We start from the raw sequence: 20,890 nt of genomic DNA, 5'->3' as shown, positions 1-20,890 counted from the left end.
CCCTATATAAACTAAGGTTTTTTTGTAATGGCTTGTTGCCCACTATACAGCACTAAAAAGATACCGGATAAAATTCCCAAGCTTGCTAAAAAGAAAGTTAAGGTTATGGTTTCGTTATTCCATAATATTCCACCAATAGCAGCAATAATTGGAACACTTAATTGCATAACTCCAGCACTCAAGGCAGAAAAGTTGGGCAGCACTTTATACCAAACCCAATAACCTAAACCAGATGTGATGGCACCTGATGTGAAGGCAAGTAAGACCCCATTGGTTGTTATCATTGGTTCTGCAATCCACCAATATAATGGCACGATTAATGGGATAAACAATAAGCTATTGATAAAATTACGAGCGGTGTCTAGTTGTGCGTTTTGGCTGTTTTTTCCGGATAAAGTATAAAACGCCCAAGCAATACCGGCAAAAATCATAAGTAATATCCCGAAAAGATCAGGTCGTTGAGTACTGGGTGCAAGCCAGCTGACAAAGCAAATCACAGCAAGAGCAATCCCTACTAACTCCAGTCTTCGCAATGTTTTACCTTGTAAAAATTGACGGATTAACATGGCCAACTGAACGGTAACAAATAACACCAATGCTCCGGGGGCTGTACCTAAAAGAATGTACGCATAAGAAAAGCCTGCAGCATAAATGAACAAGTAAGCGGCTTGTCGGATTTGACGTGGATTCGGCTTGTTTAAAATCAGTTGAATTTTCAGGTTTAATAAGGCAACTAAAATAAAAGCACCACTTATCAGTCGAATAATGGTGAAGCTGGTAGCGTCTATTTGGGGATCTTGTAAGGCTAAACGGCATAATACACTGTTGCCAGCGAAAGCCAGTAAGGCAAAAGTGGTTTGTAGGGCTAAAGAAAAAGGGGACATGTTAGTCCCCTTTGTTGATGTTTTTCAGTAGGTCTTTGAGTTCTTGTGCTTTTTTTGGGTCGCTCATGGCCTGCTTAATTTTTTCGCGGGCTGCATTGGCGTGATCGTATTCTTTTTTACAGCATGTATCAAAAGGCTTACCGCTGCCACATGGGCATAATTCTTCATCTGTCATGCTGTTTCCTCAAACCGAGCTTGGATATAGAGGTGGCAATTCTACCTGATCTTTAGTGGATTCGGGTTTTAAATTTCGTATTAATTGCCATAGGTGTTCTCCTTGCCAAGCGCTATTTCCCGAGGGGGAATACAAGGTGTAATCTAATTCTTGTAGTGCCTGTTTAAGTTCAGATGAGGTATGCAAACTTGCAACATTATCTAGGTTTAAAATAGCTTCTGCTTTTTGGGATTGTGCCCACGCCAAAATGGCTTCTCTGGTCGACTTTGCGTCATTGTTACGGCATGACTTTTTAATATTCTTTAATAAAATATTGTTGTTAGGGGAGTTACTTTGATCTTTTGGTTTCACTTTATTAGGAGTTTGATGGGCACGCCATAAAAAGTAGCTTGTGGTTAACCATAACAGCATAAATAGTAAGCTGACTACAGGCCAAAAACGTGAAGCGGGTTGTTTGATGGGGCCAGAAACCTCTGGGATTATCGCCGTGCTATTGGTATCCATAGGCGATGCCGCTGGTACGATACTTTTATTTTGCGGGATACTGCTAGCTACTTTTAGAGTTTGTGCGGGAAGAATGGCGTATTCTGCGCGGCCATCTTCAGTGTTAAACCAAGGGATTCGGATTTCAGGAATGATAAAATCACCACCTTGAGTTGCCACCACCGCAATGTTTTGTGTGAGCCAGCTTGTCACACCTGAATCGTTATTGCTTTCATTTTTTTGTGCTTGCTCTGGGTAGTATTTTAAGCCATTCACTTCTGGTAATTTGATCGCAGGCAAATGGGCGGATGATAAACCGTTTGCTTTTAATGTGATGGATAAGGTGACAGGGTCACCGGCATTCATTTGAGTTTCATTACCTAGCCATTTAGCACTAACATCAAAGTTCTTTGCTGGTAACCATGTACTATTCTGTGGGTAATTGGCAGGCTGGGGTAAAACCTGTAATCGAATAGGAGGGTGGCTCACGGATATGGGACGACCTGGTCGCCAGCGACCATTACTTATTTCGCCTGAATACCTTGGGCCGGGAATAATTAATTCACCACTTGTTTGAGGATATATGACAAAACGGCGTTCATATACTTCAAAGCTGCGGCCGTTGAGTTGGGTGCGGTATTGTCGGGTTTCACCAAGTGCTTCTAAAACCGCATCTTCAACGGCTACTTCACTGAGTTGGCTATTATCTAATGGTACAGAAAAATACAGTTTCTCTGAATAAACCACTTGTCCTTGAACATAGCTTGTCTTCACGTCCGTTTCGGTGTGAAAAAACACATCTTTGTCTTGTTTAGCAATGTTCGGATTGATTTTTTCCACGTTAATTTGAATGGGTTTAGTACGCTCGCCTTGGTATTCAATGGAGGGCAGTACTAGGTTGCCTTTGCGTTTTGGTGTGAGGGTGACGGTCCACACTGTCCAAGATTCGCTTTTACCATTGATGTATTGAAAGCTATTTTTACGTTGTTGGTTTTCAATTTCAAATTGTTGGTTTAAGGCGGATAAGTCCGGCTCACCAGAAGACACATTACTGTTGTAGCGTAGAGTTAAAAATAACGATTCGCCTTCACCGATAGTACTGCGATCTACACTGGCCTCGAAAGTTGTGGCCCAAGTTAGGTTTGCCAGTAGACTTAGCATGATGAATAGTAGGGCATGCCTTACCATGGTTTACGCTCCTCGTTTTGTTCTTGTTGACCTTGACGCTGTTGGTACTGGTATAAAAATTTGTTTCGTAGTAAACCGCCGGGGTCATCTGGTATACGTTGAATCCATTGTTGCATGGCTTGTTCTTGTTCTAACTCTTCTGCCGTTTTTTCAGTTTGTATATTACTTAATTTGGAATCTTTTTGAGAGTCTTCTTGTTCATTTGGTGGTTGTGATTGTTCTTTTTTTAGGGCTTCCATCTCTTCTTCACGCTGTTTCTCCTCTTCAGTTTGAGCCTGATTGAGGGGGTTTTCGCTGGCTTGGTTTTCATCTTCTTCACTTGCTTGAGCGTCTTTTTGATCTGTCTGTTGGTTGTCAGAAGATTCATTATTTTTAGACGAATCAGAATTACTTTGTGAATCCTTCTCATTGTTTTGTTGTTTGCTTTGATCGCCTTGTTGCTCTGATGAATCTTGCTGATCTTGTTGATTTTCTCCCCCTTGTTGATCCTGTTGCTCTTGCTGCTCCTGTTGATCTTTCAGTTGCTCTAATAAGGCTTTATTGAATTGGGCATTTTCAAATTTAGGTTGTTGATTGATTGCTTTGTCATAAGCGGCAATGGCTTCATCAATTTTATGTAATTGTGCTAAGGCATTACCTTGATTATACAAACTTTGAGCGTCATCAAAATTTTGCCAAATAGTTAAGGCTTCTTCATATTTACCGGCTTTATACAAGCTACTGGCTTTCCATTTAGGGTCATTAAAATATTGGGAGGCTTGTTCTGGGTTTTGTTCATAATACTTAGCCCCTGTTTGGTCACCATTTAATAATATATCGGGTAACTCATAGGCGTATGTTTCAGAAGGGGGCAGTGCAATGCAAACAAGTATGGATAAAACGATGCCCTTACGGAACGCGCCAAGGGTTAAGAGTAATAATGGTAAAATTAGCCAGTAACCGCTATCTAGCCATTGATCAAACTGCAGGCTTTCTTCTTGCTTTTGATAGTTTTGTTGAATGTTTGTAGATGCCATTAGCTGATTTATATCGGTTTCTGTATTTGAGAGCCTCACAATTTTTCCGTTGCTATGACTTGCAAGTTGGTTCAGGGCTTCCCACTCTAAAGGGGGTAAGATCACTTGGCCTTGGCTGTCTTTTATGAATCGACCGTCAGGGCGCATCATAGGAGCGCCTGCTTCTGTACCAACTGCTAATATGTTTAGTTGAACATTTGCATTGGTTAAAATATTGGTGGCGGCATTAATGTCACTAGTTTCAACTCCATCCGTGATCAATAAAAGAGTTCTGGGCTGGCTGTTGCTTTGTTCAAATAATTCAACGGCTTTCTCTGCTAGAAGCAGGATGTTGCTTCCCTGTTTTGGCATTATGTATGGATCTACCGCAGGTAGCATGGATTTTATTGTATTAATGTCTTGAGTGAGAGGGCTTACCACGTGTGCATCACCAGCATAAGCAATCAGGCCAATATTTTTATCTTGTTGTTGTTCTAAAATATCAATGATTTTGTATTTGGCTCTTTGGATACGGGATGGCGATGTATCCTGTGCTGTCATAGACAGCGATAAGTCTAGGCCGATTACGATACCTTCAGAAGAGCGGTAAACGGTACTTTCTTGTCTTTCCCAACTGGGGCCAGATAGTGCAAATACACTGAACAACGCTGCTATCCATAAACTAGAACTGATCAGGTTTGAATGGCTTTGTTTGCCTTGGTTGAACAATACATACTGCTGTAATTTTGGGGCGATTACATTCTGCCAATTTCCAGCTTTTAGTGGTTTCACTTGTTTATAAAAAAACAACAAAGCTAATGGCAGTATTAAAAATATCCATTCAGGGCGAAGAAAGTGAAAATCAGACACGGGCTTTCTCCTTGTTTGGTGAGGTAATATCAATCAATTTATTCAGCCAGCGCTGTTGAATCATAAAAATAACGGTGGCCAATCCTAGAGCGAATGCTAATACATAGTGAAACAGGGATTTTTCAGGTCGAATAACTTGCTTGTCTGATTCGATAGCTTCTAAGTCATCTAAAAAGCTATATATCTGATTCAGTTCTTCTAGGTTTCGTGCACGAAAATATTGGCCGCCGGTTAAGTCTGCTACTTCTGTTAGGGTTTTTTCATCAAGGTCACGACTAGGGTTGACTCTGCGAGGGCCAAAGAATCCTTGTACGACTAATTCGTCAGCGCCTATGCCTATAGTATAGATTTTAACACCAGCTTGTTGTGCCAGTTTTGCTGCTTGAATTGGATCGATTTCCCCAGAGGTATTTTGCCCGTCGGTTAAAAAAATCAAAACACGGTTTGATTCAGGTAACGATTGTAAGCGTTTAACTCCTAAACCAATGGCGTCTCCGATAGCGGTTTGTTTACCAGCTAAACCGATGGCTGACTCATTTAATAATTGTTCTAGAGTTTGTAAGTCAAAAGTAAGGGGCGTTTGTATATAAGCTTTTGAGCCAAATAAAATTAAACCTAAACGATCACCTTTACGTTTTGCTATAAAATCTGTCAGCACCACTTTTACAGCCTGTAAACGGTTGATTAAGCGACCCCGAACGGCCATATCTTCTTCAGACATACTGCCGGATATATCTACGGCTAACATCATGTTTCGGTCGGTTTCTATGATCGGTTTGGGTTCACCAACATAAACTGGTCGAGCAGCGGCTGTGACTAAACAGAACCAAGCCAATGCCATTAAAATGTAAAGCACAATTGAAGGTTTTTGCGCGCCGATCTGTCTTTGTTCCGCTAGCATCATTAAGCTGGGTGCAAAAACTTGGCTTTGCATGGTTTGTTTAGCGGGTATTAAAAAATACACAAATAAAGGTAGTGGTAAGGCTAAAAATAGCCAAGGCCAATTGAAACTCAGCATTTTGCTTTCCTTATCCAAGTTCTAACGGCTTTTTGTAATTCAGTGTTATCCAGCTGTATGTTTGGTTCATCTAAAATATGGGCAAATGGCCTAAGTTGAGGCATGAAAATGGGTTGTTTGGTTTTAGTGTCTAAGTATTCTAACCATTCTTCACCACTTAGTCGGGCGCTGGTTTTATCGAACTTAAAAACGGTAATTTGCTTGAGTAATTTATTGCAATCACGGTGAGCTAGTTTTGGTTGCTGCCAGTTGATTTTATTAAACTGTTTTAATGCTGTTCTGCGCCAAGCTTGGCGTTTGTATTGCCATACGAATACAGCCACTATAGTCAATATTACCACCATGAGCAGCCACCAAGGCCAAGCCGGTGGCCAAATTGAAACAGCATCCGGTAATTGAATATCTTTTAATTGATCAAGAGGGTTCATACTTTTCCTCTTTGTTCTAACGCTATTTTTAATGCCATAAAGGGAATATCAGAAGCATCAATTTGATGGTGATTAATAGCCAATTGCTTAAAGGTTTGCTCAATACCTTGCTGGAAAACATTTACGGCTTCTTTGTAAGCTTGCTGAGAATGCTTGTTTTGCGTATCCAAGAAACCTTCCTGTAATCCGTCAGTTACAGCATATAAACCCGGTGGAGGCATTTGTCGTTCTAATGCATCAAACACTTGAAGCGCAACCACATGGTTGTGGCGCTTTAAATTAAACAATGCAGCTTTATCATTGGCACTTAAATCAAAAAAGTCACTGATAATATAAATGGTAGTGCCGGGTTTTACCCCTTGGTGTAGTTTATTTAAGCAATTACTTAGCGTATTGGTGATGTTCTGATGCTTTTCTAAAGCGTGATTGTACTGGTTTATGGTTTGTAATATTTGAAGCACATGTTGCGAGCGTTGTTTAGGCCTGAAGTCTTTCTCTGTTTGATCACCTAATACTAATGCCCCTACACGATCACCGTGATCCAGTGCAGCCCAAGCAATAATGGCGGCACACTGGGCCGCAACCACAGATTTAAAACTGCGTTTAGAGCCAAAAAACATTGGGGTACGTTGATCGCAAACAATCATTACAGGGCGTTCACGCTCCTCTTTATAAACCCGTGTATGAGGGGTTTGAGTACGAGCAGTAACGCGCCAGTCAATGGAACGGATATCATCACCGGGTAGGTATTGCCGAAGCTGGTCGAGATCTAAACCTCGGCCTTTTTGCTTGCTATCGTGGCCACCAGCAAGCATGCCAGTGATTTGCGGTAAACTTGCAAGGCGAAGCCGTTTAGCCAGCATCCTTAACTGTGTCAGTTGATGCTCATCGGTAAATGGCCCAGCAGGGAAAAAACCTTCAAGGTAATCCAATTGTTTGTTGGTAGCTACAGACATGACTTACCCCTAAGGAACGGCCACGCGCATGATTAATTCATTAATAATACGGTCTGCATTCATACCCGTGGCTTCTGCATCAAAACTAACGATTAAACGGTGACGCAAAACAGGGTGTAACACTGCCTGTACGTCGTCAGGGCTGACATAATCCTTACCTGCTAACCAAGCATGAGCACGAGCGCAACGGTCAAGGGCAATGGTGCCACGAGGGCTGGCACCAAATTCTATCCAACTGGCTAAATCTTCACCATAAGCTTGAGGTTGGCGAGTCGCCATAATCAGTTGCACAATATACTCCTCAACACGTTCACTTAAGTGCATGCTGAGTACTTCTTGACGGGCAGCAAAAATATTCTCGGCGCTGAGTTTTTCGCTAGGCAAGGGTGTAGCTTGGTTTTGTGCTTCACCACGGGCTAAGCGAAGAATCTCAGTTTCAGCTTGTGCGCTAGGGTATTGAACTCGGACATGCATCAAAAAACGATCAAGCTGTGCTTCAGGTAGTGGATAAGTACCTTCTTGTTCGATGGGGTTTTGTGTCGCCATGACTAAAAATAGCTTGTTCAAATCGTAAGTGGTGCCAGCTACACTTACTTGTCGCTCAGCCATGGCTTCTAGCAAAGCTGATTGTACTTTTGCTGGTGCGCGGTTGATTTCGTCGGCAAGAACTAGATTATTAAATAGCGGCCCTTGTTGGAATTTGAACTCACCAGTTTGAGCGCGGTATATTTCGCTTCCTGTTATATCGGCTGGTAACAAATCAGGCGTAAATTGTATACGCTGGTAATTACCTTCAATGCAGTCTGATAATGTTTTAATGGCTTTGGTTTTAGCCAATCCGGGAGCCCCTTCAACAAGCAGGTGGCCGTCGGCTAATATGGCAACCAGTAAAGCGTTTACTAAATCTGGTTGGCCAATGATGTGCTCTTGTAAGCTTTTCTGTAAAGCGATGATGTGCTCACGATTTGTCATATAACCGTTTCCAAGTTTTTGTTTTTGCAAGCATTTTAGGAGTATTCCTAATTGGGTCAAGGGTAGGATTACTGGATTATTAAAGAGTTCCCATCCCAGTTAATAATACATTGCATGAAGAGTGCGCGTTTTTTTAGGTTTAAACTATCATTTATATAAAGATAAATCCGTTAGGAACCGAAATGAATAACCTGTTGAATAAGGATGTACACCCTCAAGTTAGTCAATTAATTGAGCGTTTATTGGGGGAAGTTCCAAAAAATCAAGCCAAAGCTATTGAGCAGTTTACCAAAACTTACTATGCCGCGACCCCAGAACAGGAACTAGAAAGTCGAAAACTAGAGGATTTATATGGCGCAACGCTGGCATGTTGGAATTTTATGCAAAAGCGTCCAGAAACCAGCAAGATTCGAGTATTTAACCCAGATTTTGAAGAGCACGGCTGGCAATCGACTCACACCATTGTTGAAGTTTTACATGCGGATGTACCATTTTTGGTCGACTCGATTCGCATGGAGCTTAATAGGCGTGAAATGTCTATACACTTCATTAATAATGCTGTGATGCACGTTGATAGAACGGAGAAAGGCGAGTTAGATCTCAACTCTCCTCTTGATCATTCTGATAACCCAAGAGAAGCCATTGTATATGTGGAGATAGACCGCCACAGTGATGAAAAAACCCTGAAGGACTTATCTCAGTCTTTAAAAGAGATTCTGGATGAAATTTGCTTGGTGGTAAGTGATTTCCCCACGGTTAAATCAAGGTGCGAAGAAGCGGTTGGTTGGGTAAAAGATAGTAAAGGCCCGTTTACCAAAAAAGATGTCAATGAGTCGGTAGCGTTTTTAGAGTGGTTATTAGATGACCACTTTACGTTTTTAGGAACGGTTGATATATCCATCGAAAAAAGTGGTGATAAAACCGTATCCCTTAAAAATAAAGAAAGCGAAACCGGTTTGTTTAAGCGAGCGTTACATGGGAAGTCGAAGGTAATCATTGATGACCTTTCGCCAGGCATGCAGGCTTCCATAATGGCTCCACAGCTGATTTCTATTTCTAAATCAGGGCGTCGCTCACGAATTCATCGTCCAGCGTATCCTGATTACATTACAGTTAAAAAGGTAGATAAAAATGGTCAGGTGACAGGAGGAAGACGTTTTTTTGGTCTATTTACGTCCAATGTATATACGGAAAGTTCTTTTAATATTCCAATTGTTCGTCGTAAAACCGAGCAAGTTATTAAGCGTTCAGGGTTGAACTCTGGTAGCCATCATAATCGTGAACTGCAACATATTCTTGAAGTTTACCCAAGGGATGAGTTATTTCATACCGATGTGGACCAGTTAGCTAAGGCAGCAATTGGTATTTTAAATTTACAAGAGCGTCGACGTACTCATGTATTTATCCGCCATGATCAGTTAAATAAGTTTCTATCATGTTTGGTCTATGTGCCCCGAGACTTATACAACACCGAGCTTCGTCATAAGGTACAAAATATCTTAACTGACGTTTTTAAACCAGTTGATGTGGAATTCACCACGTATTTTTCTGAATCAATTTTAGCTAGAACATTATTTACTCTAAAGCTTAATCAGAATGACGTGATTGAATATGATGAAAAACGTATACAAAAAGACATACAGGCCGTTGCTCGCTCTTGGCAAGATGACCTGATGTCAGCTTTGATTGAAGGGGTAGGTGAAGAGACGGGGAATAAATATTTCCAACTGTATCGCCGAGCTTTTGGTGCCAGTTATCGTGAAGAGTTTACACCTCGCACCGCTGTTGTTGATATACAACATGTTATGTCCATGAAGTCTGATGAAGATGTCGCCATGAGTCTATATCGGAATGTGGCTGACACCGGTAGCCGCTTCAAGTTTAAATTATATAATCCAGAGAATTTATTACCGCTTTCTGACGTTATACCTATTTTAGAAAATTTAGGTTTACGTGTGATTGGTGAGCACCCATATGGAATCCATCGTAGTGATGGCAAGCAATTTTGGGTACATGATTTTAGTATGATTTATACGTTTAGTGACAATATTGACCTTCATGAAAGCAAGGAAAATTTTCAAGAAGCCTTCAGAGCGGTATGGTTTGGAAAAGCCGAGAATGACAGTTTTAATCGCTTATTGTTAGGTGCCAAACTAGGTTGGCGAGAAGTGGCATTGTTACGTGCTTACGCTCGTTATATGAAGCAAATTCGTTTTGGTTTTTCAGAGTCATTTATTGCCGATACATTGTGTAAGTACCCTGATTTAGCTTCGTTTATTGTGCGCTATTTTGTTACGCGTTTTAATTTAGTGAAAAACACGGTAGATGTTAGGAAAAAACATTTAGAAAAATTAGATGAACAATTCGCTGAATTACTTGATCAAGTAGAAAGCATCAATGAAGATCGTATTTTTCGCCGTTACATTGAATTAATTCAAGCCACATTAAGGACAAATTTCTTCCAGCATGAAGAGAATGACGAGTTAAAACAATATTTCTCGTTTAAGTTCAGCCCAAGAAAAATCAGTGATATACCCTTGCCTAAACCCATGTTTGAAATTTTTGTGTATAGCCCTCGTGTTGAAGGGGTGCATTTACGTGGTGGCAAAGTGGCTCGTGGTGGTTTGCGTTGGTCGGATCGGGTTGAAGATTTCCGCACTGAAGTGTTGGGTTTAGTGAAAGCTCAGCAAGTTAAAAACTCAGTTATTGTACCTGTTGGAGCAAAAGGCGGTTTTATCGCTAAGCAATTACCAGAAGGGGATCGTGATGCGTTTTTAGCAGAAGGAATAGAGTGCTATAAAACGTTTATCTCCGGTTTGTTAGATATTACGGATAACTTAATGGACGGAGAAGTCATTCCTCCTGAAAAAGTGATTCGTTTTGATCAAGATGACCCATACCTTGTGGTAGCGGCAGATAAAGGTACAGCCACATTTAGCGACATTTCAAATGGTATTGCTCAAGAGCGAGGATTTTGGCTTGGCGATGCGTTTGCTAGTGGTGGCTCAGTAGGCTATGACCATAAAAAAATGGGTATCACAGCCAAAGGGGCTTGGGTATCCGTGCAGCGGCACTTCAGGGAGTTGGGGCTTAATGTTCAAAAAGAGTCTATCTCTGTTATTGGTGTTGGGGATATGGCTGGAGATGTATTTGGTAACGGCATGTTGCGCAGTGAATACATTAAGTTGGTGGCGGCTTTTAATCACCTGCATATTTTCATTGATCCGAACCCAGAAGACGTTATAGCCAGTTTCAAAGAACGTCAACGTTTGTTTGATTTACCAAGAAGCGCTTGGACCGATTATGAAAGCACATTAATCTCTAAAGGGGGCGGTGTATTTAATCGTTCGGCAAAATCCATAGATATCACCCCAGAAATGAAAGCTTGTTTTAATTTAACCGCTGACCGGATGTCACCGAATGATTTGATTCATAGTTTATTAAAAGCACCTGTGGATTTGATTTGGAATGGTGGTATAGGCACGTATGTTAAATCTTCAAGCGAATCACATAATGATGCAGGTGATAAAGCAAATGATAGTTTGCGTATCGATGGGAAAGAGCTAAATGCAAAAGTCATAGGCGAGGGGGGGAACTTAGGTATTACTCAGCGTGCGCGAATTGAATATGCATTAAGTGGCAGTGGTGCATCCTTTACCGATTTTATTGATAACGCGGCAGGGGTAGACTGCTCGGACCATGAAGTTAACATTAAGATATTACTAAATGGTTTGGTTCAAGCTGGTGATTTGACCATAAAACAGCGCAATGAATTATTAGAAAGCATGACAGATGAAGTGTCGACTTTAGTGCTTTTAAATAACTACCGACAAACTCAAGCCATCGCGTTAGCTTATCGGGAAGCGAAAACCCGAATGGATGAATACAAACGTTTGATGAACGATTTGGAAAAACAGAAAAAACTGAATCGTGAATTAGAGTTTCTACCAAACGATGAAGAATTAGAAGAGCGCAAAAGCCAGAAAAAAGGCCTAACACGTCCAGAGCTTTCAGTTTTAATAAGTTATACAAAAGGCGATTTAAAAGAGTTGCTTAATACCCCTGAGATTTCTCAGGATACGTATCTTGCAAGGTCCGTAGAAAGCGCCTTTCCAAATACATTATTAGAACGTTTCCCTGAGGCGTTATATGACCATCAGTTACGTAGTGAAATTGTGGCGACCCAGCTTGCTAATGAAATGGTTAATCGTATGGGAATTACCTATGTGAACCGCATGCGAGACAGCACAGGTAGCGATATTAATGCCATAGTGAAAGCGTACGTCGCTGCACGAGATGTGTTTCGTTTAAGCGAATTGTGGGAGCAAATTGAAGCGCTGGATTATAAAATATCTTCAGACATTCAAGAAAGCATGATGGCTTCATTAATGCGCTTGGTACGCAGAGCTTCACGATGGTTTTTACGTAATCGTCGCCGTGAACTGAATATAGCTGAAGAGGTTGAGCGCTTTAGGGATCGTGCCGCCAGTATTAACTCTAAGTTGTCAGAGTTATTGGCAGGTGAAGGGCAAAAAGTATGGCAAGATCATTATCAAGAGTTAATTAATGCGCAAGTACCAGAAGAATTAGCTGCCACCGTGGCGGGTGCTAATAATATGTTCTCCGCTTTAAGTATCATTGAGGGGGCCGAGCAAACCGACCGAAGCCCAGAGGACGTGGCGGCCACTTATTATCAGGTGGGCTGTAACTTGGATTTGGAATGGTTCTTAGAGCAGTTGAATAAAGTTTCTGTGCAAAGTCATTGGCAGGCTTTGGCTCGTGAAACCTATCGTGATGACCTTGATTGGCAGCAACGAACATTAACGGCCAGCATTATCAAAACCCTACCCGATGGCGATATAGAGGCTCGTATGAATGCTTGGCTGATAAAAAGTGAGCCAATGATTGGTCGCTGGCGCAAAACAGTTGAAGAGTTACAGGAAAGTGACATCAATGATTTTGCTGTCTTTTCAGTTGCCTTAAGGGAGTTGTTAGATTTGGCTCAAGCCAGTCGATTAGCCACTGAATGTGATTAATTTTACTGCCAAGGGCCAATAGGCCCTTGGGTTTACACTGAGAAAAATAATGGAAACCGGTGTGAATACAATTGATGTTGATATACACATATCATCAGACGAGCTACAGTGCGCCTATGAAGGGGTTGGTACGGTGTTCGCGCACAGTTTAGATGGCCGCAGCATGCGTTTCCCTATTAAAATTCTATGGCAATTTATTGGCCATGATGGGATTCATGGCCGATTTCGCATTGAGTACGGTATGAGTGGGCAATTTGAGCGTGTAACACGAATTGCCTAAGGATTTTTGCCGATTCATAAGCAAACTCATTAGGCTTTCTATATAATGGCGCCCATATTTCATTGAGGGCCTGTCCGTGTATACATTGCTGCGTAAACTGTTGTTCAAAATCAATGCTGAAACCTCCCACGAACTGACTCTTGATATGCTGGGGGCGGCAAAGCGCCTAGGGCTACTGAGCTTCTTTGCACCTAAAGTAGCGGATCAGCCTGTTGAAGTGTTAGGCCTTACCTTTAAAAACCCAGTTGGGTTAGCGGCAGGTCTAGATAAAAACGGCGACTATATTGATGCACTGGGCAGTCTAGGGTTTGGTTTTATTGAAATTGGCACGATTACTCCTCGCCCACAAGCAGGTAATCCTAAGCCTCGCTTGTTCCGCTTGCCTGAGCATCAAGCCATTATTAATCGCATGGGGTTTAATAATAAAGGGGTTGATCATCTAGTTGAGCAGGTTAAAAAGTCTAACTATACAGGGGTTTTAGGCATCAACATTGGTAAGAACTTTGATACCTCAGTCGAAGACGCCAACCAAGACTATTTAATTTGCCTAGAAAAAGTATATGAATATGCAGACTACATAACTGTGAATATCTCAAGCCCAAATACCCCTGGGCTTCGCACGTTGCAGTTTGGGGAGTCATTAACCTCATTGTTAAGCGAGCTTAAACAGGCTCAATTGAAACTTGAAAAGCAACACGGCCAATACACCCCCATTTTGGTGAAAATCGCTCCGGATATGAACGAGGAAGAAACTCAAATGGTGGCTAAAACTTTAATAGAGACACAAATGGACGGTGTGATTGCTACCAATACTACATTAGAGCGTGATGCTGTAGCAGGGCATAAGTTTGCGGCCGAGGCTGGTGGTTTGAGTGGATTACCTGTTCAGGATGGGTCGTTACAGGTTCTTAAGTGGCTAGCTCAAGCGTTAAACGGTAGCATGCCGATTATTGGAGTAGGTGGTATTGTGGATGGTGAGTCGGCTGCAGATAAAATTAAAGCCGGCGCGGAGCTGGTTCAGGTTTATTCTGGCTTTATTTATGAAGGACCAAAATTGATTTCACAAGCAAATGATGCGATTGCAGCGGTGAAAAACTAGAAAAAACTTGATAGGGCCCGGGTGGGGCCCTTTGGTTTTGATATTCGGTAAAGTTTAAAGTGTGATGTTAAATGGGAAGACGATGAACGCCAGCTACACCTGAGTAACCATCCCAATGGTCTGCTCGACCCTCGCGCCATCCCGTCATCCAATTGAAGTGGGCTGTTCCTTCTGGGCATAGATCTTTAGATCGACCTTGAACACCCGCCAAGTAACCTTTTTGGTAAGCTCGGCGATCCATATCACGCTTCTGTCTTCTCATACGTCGTTGCCTCTGTTTGAAGATCAGTGGAAATTTGTCAGGTTAGAAAAGCACCGGACAAATTCAGTATGGGGTTATTACAGTTTCGTGTTAATGATTTATTTGGTCTTAATCATTGTTTTTTTAGCTTTAAAAGTTATTAAAAACCTAAGTAATTGATCTCCCAACAATTTTAAATTTCTATTTTGTGTGAATTTCATACAAAGATACCTAAATAAAGTTAATTTTAAATGAAAGTAGAAGCCTCTATGCAAGAACCTCAAGAACAGCCCATGGTGATAACCTGCCCTAAAGGGTTGGAGTCATTACTTGCACAAGAACTAACTGATTTAGGTGCGCAAGGTGTCAAACTGGGTGTGGCGTTTGTCAGTTGTCAGGCAGATCAAGTGATGGGTTATAAGGTTTGTTTATGGTCTCGTTTGGCCAGTCGCGTGTTGTATCCGCTGGCGCACTTCCCAGTGGAAAATGCGGACGATATGTATCAGCAGTTACTTCAGATTAATTGGCTAGAGCATTTAAGTGATCGCCAAACCTTTCGAGTTTATTTCTCTGGCACCAATGACGATATCCGCAACACCCATTTCGGTGCTTTAAAAGTAAAAGATGCCGTATGTGATTACTTTCGCGATAAGACTGGTACACGGCCAGATATTTCCGATCAGCCTGATATCAGTATTCATGTGCGTCTAAGCCGCGATGCTATTTCTGTTTCATTGGATATGGCAGGTGAGCCTTTACATAAACGGGGGTATCGCCAAAGCCAAGGGCTTGCACCGTTGAAAGAAAATCTAGCTGCTGCGCTTTTGACGCGTGCAGGCTGGCCGAAATTAATGAAGCAAGAAGACGGTGCATTACTGGACCCTATGTGCGGTTCAGGAACATTGCTCATAGAGGCGGCTTTAATGGCTGCTGATATAGCCCCTGGTTTATTGAGAAATCAATTTGCGTTTGAAAAATGGAAAACGTTTCAATCGCCAGAATGGCGTGAAATTAAGCAAGATGCTGAAAATCGAAAACAAGCGGCACAAGAGTCAGAAGTGGAGTTAACACTGATCGGCTATGACATGGATGAAAAAGTATTAAACAAAGCCAAAGATAATGCGCGACGTGCAGGTGTAATGCATTTCATTCATTTTAAAAATCAAACATTGAATGAATTAACTAAAGAAAAAGGGCTGCCTGAATCTGGCCTAATTTTATCCAATCCACCTTATGGTGAGCGTTTAAGTGATGAGGTGGCAATAGGCTCGTTGTATGCTGCTTTTGGTCGGCTGGTTAAGCAAAACTTTGCAAATTGGACATTAGGTGTGTTCACCGGTAATCCAGGGCAAGCGTATCAATTTAAGATGCGCGCCCATAAACAGTATCAGTTTTATAATGGCGCTATTGCCTCAAAACTTTTTTTATACACTATCTCTGAAGGGTCTAGTGAAAAAGCACAGGCTCAGGCTCAAGTGCAACTTGAAACAGGTAAAACGAATGAGCCGGTGGTTTTGGGCGAAGGCGCACAAATGGTGTGTAACCGCTTAAAGAAAAACCTTAAAAAAATTCGTTCATGGGTAAAAAAGCAAAATACAAATTGTTACCGCTTATACGATGCTGATATGCCTGAGTACTCAGTTGCCATTGATGTTTACGATAAGTGGGTTCACATTCAAGAATATGCACCGCCTAAATCCGTAGATCCAGAGAAAGCCGAAAACAGATTACGCGATATTTTAGATGCGGTACCTGTTGCTTTAAATATAGATAGGGAGCAAGTGGTACTAAAACAGCGCAAGGTGCAAAAAGGCAAGCGGCAGTACGAAAAACAAGACAAACAAGAGCAGTTTTTTGAGGTGCAGGAAGGTAATTGTCGTTTTTATGTGAATTTAACCGATTATTTAGATAGTGGATTGTTCTTGGACCATAGACCTATTCGTATGGATATTGCGCAGTGGGCCAAAAACAAGGATTTCCTAAATTTGTTTAGTTATACCTGCACGGCAAGCGTGCATGCCGCAGTGGGCGGAGCCCGTTCAACCACCAGTGTAGATATGTCGCAAACCTATTTAAATTGGGGGCGTAAAAACCTAGCATTAAATGGGCTGGCGGATACAGATCATCAATTTATACAGGCGGACTGCACTAAATGGCTTGAACAAGCTCAGCATGAAAAAGACCGTTATGACTTGATTTTTATGGACCCTCCCAGTTTCTCTAATTCAAAGCGTATGATGGATATTTTTGATGTACAGCGAGATCATGTGAGTTTAATTGAGCACGCTATGGGGTTATTACGTCCAGGGGGGACGCTTGTTTTCTCAAATAATCTTAGGCGCTTCAAAATGGAGCATGATGCACTAGAAGAGTTCAAAATTAGTGATGTAAGTGAGGGGAGTATCCCGCAAGATTTCGCTCGTAACCAAAAAATACATCAATGTTTTTTGATTGAAAATAAGTCATAACCCCTTGTATTTACTGAGTAAAATCAATGTTTTTACTCAGTGCTTATTCTTTTACTGAAATTTATTGCACTCTTTTAATGCTAGTGGCACGTAAAATGCATCTTATTGGGTCGATATAAAACAGTGAGATAAGCAAATCTGCTTTAATTACTATTAACTATAAGACTCGATCTCTTAGCAATGGCCCTTGCTTAACGAGACAATAAAAAAAGGGGAATGTTGTGGAAAACATCAACAGTGCTGTAGAAACCCTAATCAGCAGCTCAAATACTTTCTTTATCCTTCTGGGCGCCATCATGGTGTTCTTTATGCACGCAGGCTTTGCTTTTCTAGAAGTCGGTACTGTTCGTCATAAAAACCAAGTCAACGCACTGGTTAAAATCATTACTGATTTTGCCGTATCAACCATTGCCTACTTTTTTGTGGGTTACAGCATAGCCTACGGCGCTGACTTTTTTGCCAGTGCAACAGATCTTGCCCAAAACAATGGCTATGAATTAGTTAAATTCTTTTTCTTATTAACCTTTGCAGCGGCGATTCCGGCTATTGTGTCTGGTGGTATTGCAGAGCGTGCTAAGTTCTACCCGTTTTTAATTGGTTCTGCATTAATTGTGGGCTTAGTTTATCCATTTTTCGAAGGTATGATCTGGAATGGTAACTACGGCTATCAAGACTGGTTAGAAGCCACCTTTGGTGCTCAATTCCATGACTTTGCTGGTTCCATCGTTGTGCATGGTATGGGTGGCTGGATAGCATTAGCGGCTATTTTATTGCTGGGTGCGCGCAATGGTCGTTATCGTGAAGGTCGTCCAGTTGCATTTGCGCCATCAAGTATTCCATTTTTAGCGTTAGGTGCATGGATTTTAACTGTAGGTTGGTTTGGCTTTAACGTTATGTCGGCACAAACTCTAGACGGTATTAGTGGTCTTGTTGCTGTTAACTCTCTTATGGCAATGGTTGGCGGTACATTAGTTGCCATGTTAATGGGTAAAAATGATCCAGGTTTCATTCATAACGGGCCGTTAGCTGGGCTTGTGGCTGTATGTGCGGGTTCTGACTTGTTCCACCCAATGGGGGCGTTAGTAGTAGGTGGTGTAGCAGGTGCACTGTTTGTTTATACGTTTACGTTATTCCAAAATAAATTCCCGCGTATTGATGATGTGTTAGGTGTGTGGCCGTTGCACGGTTTATGTGGTTTTTGGGGAGCTGTAGCCGCTGGTATTTTTGGTTTAGAAGCCTTTGGTGGTATGGGTGGTGTTACCTTTATGTCTCAGTTGGTTGGATCATTGACAGGTGTGGCAGTTGCCTTAATTGGTGGTTTCCTTGTTTATGGTTTGGTTGGTGCATTGGCTGGTTTACGTTTAAGCCAAGAAGAAGAGTACAATGGTGCTGATTTATCTATCCATAAAATAGCATCAACCTCTGAAGACTAATTTTTAATTCGTTTTAGCCTAAAAACACCAATGGCCAACGCCCTTGGTGTTTTTTTATGGGTAGTATTTGTTTAATTTATATGAAATTAAGAAGAGTATATGAGAGTAAGTTTGAGGGATAAAATAGTTAAAGTATGTGAGCAAAAGGTTAATCAAAAAGGCGAAAATGTAGGGCTTTCGTTTTATGCTTTTTTTGAGAATAAAAATAGTGATCCAGAGCGACTGATGGAAGTTGCTACTTGGTGGATACAGACACATAAGCTAGACCATTTTGAAAAGGCTGTGAAGATAAAGCAGATGGTGACTTTAGGTGAGTAGTATTAATTAGTTGTCTGTTAGAAATGCTTTAAATAATGTTTCTCCATAGTTAATTTAATGAGCGTTGATTGTCACCCAACTCAAAGACAGTCATATTTAAAATAATCAAAATACCTTTCATTAAACCAAGTAAATCCAGCTGTTCACCAAAGGAGTACTATGTGCTGGGGTGAACAAAAATTAACCTTACCTTGTAGATCTAATAAAAGCTGATGCAATAGCAATTTTTTGTATCTTAGATCAGCAAACTCACCGGTCTGTGCCTATGAGTGATGACAGCGTGAGCTATTACAAGAAATGTCGCTATAATAGCGCTTTTTGATTTGGCGAAAGACAGAGTTATTCCATGGCGAAAATTGATATCGATGCCCTGATTGAACCGGTTTTAGAGTATTTACCAAATAGAACCCCAGACGTTTGGGTCGATATGGCACTTGAAAATCAAGAAACCATATTGATAGATCATGCCACTAATGAGCTAAAAGCAGCCCAGCAAGCCATGACCCTAATGGCTCGTAACCCTTTAAATATGGACATTCAAAATAAAATGTCCCGTCTAGCCCGTGAAGAATTAGTCCACTATGAACAGGTGCTTAAAATTCTAAAAAAGCGCGGTATCACCTTTCGTACCATGAAAGCCAGTGGCTATGCTTACAATATGGCGAAACATATTCGTCCAGATAACAAAGGCAAACTAACCGATAATTTGATCATCGGCAGTATTATCGAGGCACGCTCATGCGAGCGTTTTCATAAAATTGCCCCAAGCTTAGACGATGAACTAGGTCAGTTTTATATTTCATTACTTAAGTCTGAGTCTCGTCATTTTAAAGACTACCTAACCTTGGCGCAAAAATATTCAGAAGAAAATATACAGGATCGAGTTGAGTTTTTCTTAAAAACAGAAGATGAAAGCATTATGCAACCTGATCCATTATTGCGCTTACACTCAGGTGTACCTACCGCGGATTATCGGGTTTAAATCCATGCAGGACTTTTGTAAAGAATAGTTTCAAGGGTATTAGTCAGGCAACTACTGGATGTGCTCACCATTATTTAACTTAAGCATTACAAGGAATGTTTATGAAATTGCTAATATACCAAGTTGATGCCTTTGCAAAGCGTCTATTTGAAGGTAACCCGGCTGCGGTTGTTCCTTTGGAATCATGGTTGCCTGATGATGTAATGCAAACCATTGCTGCAGAAAACAACTTATCGGAAACTGCATTTTTTGTGGAAATAGATTCAGGGTTTCATATCCGCTGGTTTACCCCCACTAAAGAAGTGAGCTTATGTGGGCATGCAACATTGGCTAGTGCGTTTGTATTATTTGAGCAGCTAGGTTTTGAAGGAGAAACCTTGGTGTTTGATTCTCTGTCTGGTGAATTGAGCGTGAATCGAACTCAATTTGGTTATACTTTGAATTTTCCATCGCAAATGCCTGAACAAAGTACATATATAAACGAAATTGAGAGGACATTAGGTGTTAAACCTATTGCTTGTTTTGAACACGAAGACATAGTTGCGGTATTTGAATCAGAAAATGTGGTGAGGAGTCTCGACCCAGATTTTTCAATTCTAAAAACGCTGCCTTTACGAGGTGTTATTGCCACCGCTCAGTCGGAAGAATACGATTTTGTAGCGCGTTTTTTTGCCCCTAAGTTCGGTATTGATGAAGATCCAGTTACTGGCTCGGCCTATACTAAGCTTGCGCCTTATTGGGCTGGTGTGCTTAACAAGACGCATTTAAATGCTCGACAAATATCAAAGCGTGGAGGTGACGTTCATTGCGTATTAGACGGCGATAGAGTGTTAATTTCAGGTGGAGCAGTATTGTATATGAAAGGTGAAATAGACATCAATTAATGTTTATTCATTGAAAATAAGTACTTAATTCCAAGCATTTACACTAAAAAGTAAAGCGGGCAACTCATGTTATATTGCATATGCTGTAGGCTACATGATTTTGGTACTTTAAATGTATTGTAGTTGATGGTTCTACGGTTAAAATCTATCAACAAGAATCGATTCTAACAAATGTCTGAA

General features: G+C 41.2%; 17 protein-coding genes. 8 read left to right on the top strand and 9 right to left on the bottom strand.

Annotation, left to right across the window (positions count from 1 at the left end; genetic code table 11):
- Positions 1–11: 11 nt before the first annotated feature.
- From ABWV45_RS02105 to ABWV45_RS02070, 8 genes are read right to left on the bottom strand one after another with little or no spacing between them, the layout of a single operon-like run.
- Positions 12–884, bottom strand: a complete 873-nt coding sequence (locus ABWV45_RS02105; RefSeq protein ID WP_353348201.1) for a DMT family transporter — start codon at positions 882–884, stop codon at positions 12–14.
- 1 nt (position 885) lies between these two features.
- On the bottom strand, positions 886–1,059 hold the full coding sequence (locus ABWV45_RS02100) for an SEC-C metal-binding domain-containing protein (protein WP_353348199.1): 174 nt from the start codon (positions 1,057–1,059) through the stop codon (positions 886–888).
- Between the two features lie 9 nt (positions 1,060–1,068).
- Positions 1,069–2,730, bottom strand: a complete 1,662-nt coding sequence (locus tag ABWV45_RS02095) for a BatD family protein (RefSeq protein ID WP_353348197.1) — start codon at positions 2,728–2,730, stop codon at positions 1,069–1,071.
- Positions 2,724–4,595, bottom strand: coding sequence for a VWA domain-containing protein (locus ABWV45_RS02090; protein ID WP_353348195.1), 1,872 nt, complete (start codon positions 4,593–4,595; stop codon positions 2,724–2,726). Before ABWV45_RS02090 ends, ABWV45_RS02095 begins: the two co-directional genes overlap by 7 nt.
- Positions 4,588–5,613, bottom strand: coding sequence for a vWA domain-containing protein (locus tag ABWV45_RS02085; RefSeq protein WP_353348193.1), 1,026 nt, complete (start codon positions 5,611–5,613; stop codon positions 4,588–4,590). The genes ABWV45_RS02090 and ABWV45_RS02085 overlap by 8 nt, the downstream gene beginning before the upstream one ends.
- Positions 5,607–6,041, bottom strand: a complete 435-nt coding sequence (locus ABWV45_RS02080) for a DUF4381 domain-containing protein (protein WP_353348191.1) — start codon at positions 6,039–6,041, stop codon at positions 5,607–5,609. Before ABWV45_RS02080 ends, ABWV45_RS02085 begins: the two co-directional genes overlap by 7 nt.
- On the bottom strand, positions 6,038–6,997 hold the full coding sequence (locus ABWV45_RS02075; RefSeq protein ID WP_353348189.1) for a DUF58 domain-containing protein: 960 nt from the start codon (positions 6,995–6,997) through the stop codon (positions 6,038–6,040). Before ABWV45_RS02075 ends, ABWV45_RS02080 begins: the two co-directional genes overlap by 4 nt.
- 9 nt (positions 6,998–7,006) lie before the next feature.
- A complete protein-coding gene (locus tag ABWV45_RS02070; RefSeq protein ID WP_353348187.1) occupies positions 7,007–7,969 on the bottom strand; it encodes an AAA family ATPase in 963 nt (320 codons plus the stop codon).
- Between the two features lie 182 nt (positions 7,970–8,151).
- Between ABWV45_RS02070 and ABWV45_RS02065 the strand changes: the two genes are divergently transcribed.
- From ABWV45_RS02065 to ABWV45_RS02055, 3 genes are all read left to right on the top strand, one after another.
- Entirely contained in the window at positions 8,152–13,005 is a 4,854-nt protein-coding gene (locus tag ABWV45_RS02065; RefSeq protein ID WP_353348185.1) for an NAD-glutamate dehydrogenase, read from the top strand.
- Between the two features lie 61 nt (positions 13,006–13,066).
- Positions 13,067–13,285, top strand: coding sequence for a DUF2835 family protein (locus ABWV45_RS02060; protein WP_353348183.1), 219 nt, complete (start codon positions 13,067–13,069; stop codon positions 13,283–13,285).
- A gap of 76 nt (positions 13,286–13,361) precedes the next feature.
- Positions 13,362–14,384 carry a quinone-dependent dihydroorotate dehydrogenase gene (locus ABWV45_RS02055; RefSeq protein ID WP_353348181.1) on the top strand — a complete coding sequence of 341 codons (1,023 nt, stop codon included), beginning with the start codon at positions 13,362–13,364 and terminating at the stop codon, positions 14,382–14,384.
- 67 nt (positions 14,385–14,451) lie between these two features.
- Here the strand turns inward: ABWV45_RS02055 and rmf are convergent, their stop codons facing one another.
- Positions 14,452–14,646: a ribosome modulation factor gene (gene rmf, locus ABWV45_RS02050; protein ID WP_353348179.1), complete on the bottom strand. Its 195-nt coding sequence runs from the start codon at positions 14,644–14,646 to the stop codon at positions 14,452–14,454.
- 248 nt (positions 14,647–14,894) lie between these two features.
- On the opposite strand from rmf, the gene rlmKL reads away from it, so the two are divergent.
- The 5 genes from rlmKL (at position 14,895) to ABWV45_RS02025 (ending at position 20,710) form a co-directional block, all read left to right on the top strand.
- Positions 14,895–17,093, top strand: coding sequence for a bifunctional 23S rRNA (guanine(2069)-N(7))-methyltransferase RlmK/23S rRNA (guanine(2445)-N(2))-methyltransferase RlmL (rlmKL, locus tag ABWV45_RS02045; RefSeq protein WP_353348177.1), 2,199 nt, complete (start codon positions 14,895–14,897; stop codon positions 17,091–17,093).
- Positions 17,094–17,314: 221 nt separating this feature from the next.
- Positions 17,315–18,526: an ammonium transporter gene (locus ABWV45_RS02040; RefSeq protein WP_353348175.1), complete on the top strand. Its 1,212-nt coding sequence runs from the start codon at positions 17,315–17,317 to the stop codon at positions 18,524–18,526.
- 99 nt (positions 18,527–18,625) lie between these two features.
- Complete coding sequence (locus tag ABWV45_RS02035) at positions 18,626–18,844, top strand: DUF6500 family protein (protein WP_353348173.1); 219 nt, start codon at positions 18,626–18,628, stop codon at positions 18,842–18,844.
- Positions 18,845–19,190: 346 nt separating this feature from the next.
- Positions 19,191–19,826 carry a MiaE family protein gene (locus ABWV45_RS02030; RefSeq protein WP_353348171.1) on the top strand — a complete coding sequence of 212 codons (636 nt, stop codon included), beginning with the start codon at positions 19,191–19,193 and terminating at the stop codon, positions 19,824–19,826.
- Between the two features lie 101 nt (positions 19,827–19,927).
- Complete coding sequence (locus tag ABWV45_RS02025; RefSeq protein ID WP_353348169.1) at positions 19,928–20,710, top strand: PhzF family phenazine biosynthesis protein; 783 nt, start codon at positions 19,928–19,930, stop codon at positions 20,708–20,710.
- The last annotated feature ends 180 nt before the right edge of the window (positions 20,711–20,890 follow it).

The sequence above is a fragment of the Oceaniserpentilla sp. 4NH20-0058 genome (assembly GCF_040371755.1).
In the GTDB taxonomy this organism is placed as follows: Bacteria; Pseudomonadota; Gammaproteobacteria; order Pseudomonadales; family Oceanobacteraceae; genus Bermanella.
This window is presented reverse-complemented; position numbering and strand designations above follow the sequence as displayed.

What these genes read in the sequence shown, in the direction of transcription:
- ABWV45_RS02105 (WP_353348201.1), bottom strand. Translation starts at nt 884, where the DNA reads ATGTCCCCTTTTTCTTTAGCCCTACAAACCACTTTTGCCTTACTGGCT.
- ABWV45_RS02100 (WP_353348199.1), bottom strand. Translation starts at nt 1,059, where the DNA reads ATGACAGATGAAGAATTATGCCCATGTGGCAGCGGTAAGCCTTTTGAT.
- ABWV45_RS02095 (WP_353348197.1), bottom strand. Translation starts at nt 2,730, where the DNA reads ATGGTAAGGCATGCCCTACTATTCATCATGCTAAGTCTACTGGCAAAC.
- ABWV45_RS02085 (WP_353348193.1), bottom strand. Translation starts at nt 5,613, where the DNA reads ATGCTGAGTTTCAATTGGCCTTGGCTATTTTTAGCCTTACCACTACCT.
- ABWV45_RS02080 (WP_353348191.1), bottom strand. Translation starts at nt 6,041, where the DNA reads ATGAACCCTCTTGATCAATTAAAAGATATTCAATTACCGGATGCTGTT.
- ABWV45_RS02075 (WP_353348189.1), bottom strand. Translation starts at nt 6,997, where the DNA reads ATGTCTGTAGCTACCAACAAACAATTGGATTACCTTGAAGGTTTTTTC.
- ABWV45_RS02070 (WP_353348187.1), bottom strand. Translation starts at nt 7,969, where the DNA reads ATGACAAATCGTGAGCACATCATCGCTTTACAGAAAAGCTTACAAGAG.
- ABWV45_RS02065 (WP_353348185.1), top strand. Translation starts at nt 8,152, where the DNA reads ATGAATAACCTGTTGAATAAGGATGTACACCCTCAAGTTAGTCAATTA.
- rmf (WP_353348179.1), bottom strand. Translation starts at nt 14,646, where the DNA reads ATGAGAAGACAGAAGCGTGATATGGATCGCCGAGCTTACCAAAAAGGT.
- rlmKL (WP_353348177.1), top strand. Translation starts at nt 14,895, where the DNA reads ATGCAAGAACCTCAAGAACAGCCCATGGTGATAACCTGCCCTAAAGGG.
- ABWV45_RS02035 (WP_353348173.1), top strand. Translation starts at nt 18,626, where the DNA reads ATGAGAGTAAGTTTGAGGGATAAAATAGTTAAAGTATGTGAGCAAAAG.
- ABWV45_RS02030 (WP_353348171.1), top strand. Translation starts at nt 19,191, where the DNA reads ATGGCGAAAATTGATATCGATGCCCTGATTGAACCGGTTTTAGAGTAT.
- ABWV45_RS02025 (WP_353348169.1), top strand. Translation starts at nt 19,928, where the DNA reads ATGAAATTGCTAATATACCAAGTTGATGCCTTTGCAAAGCGTCTATTT.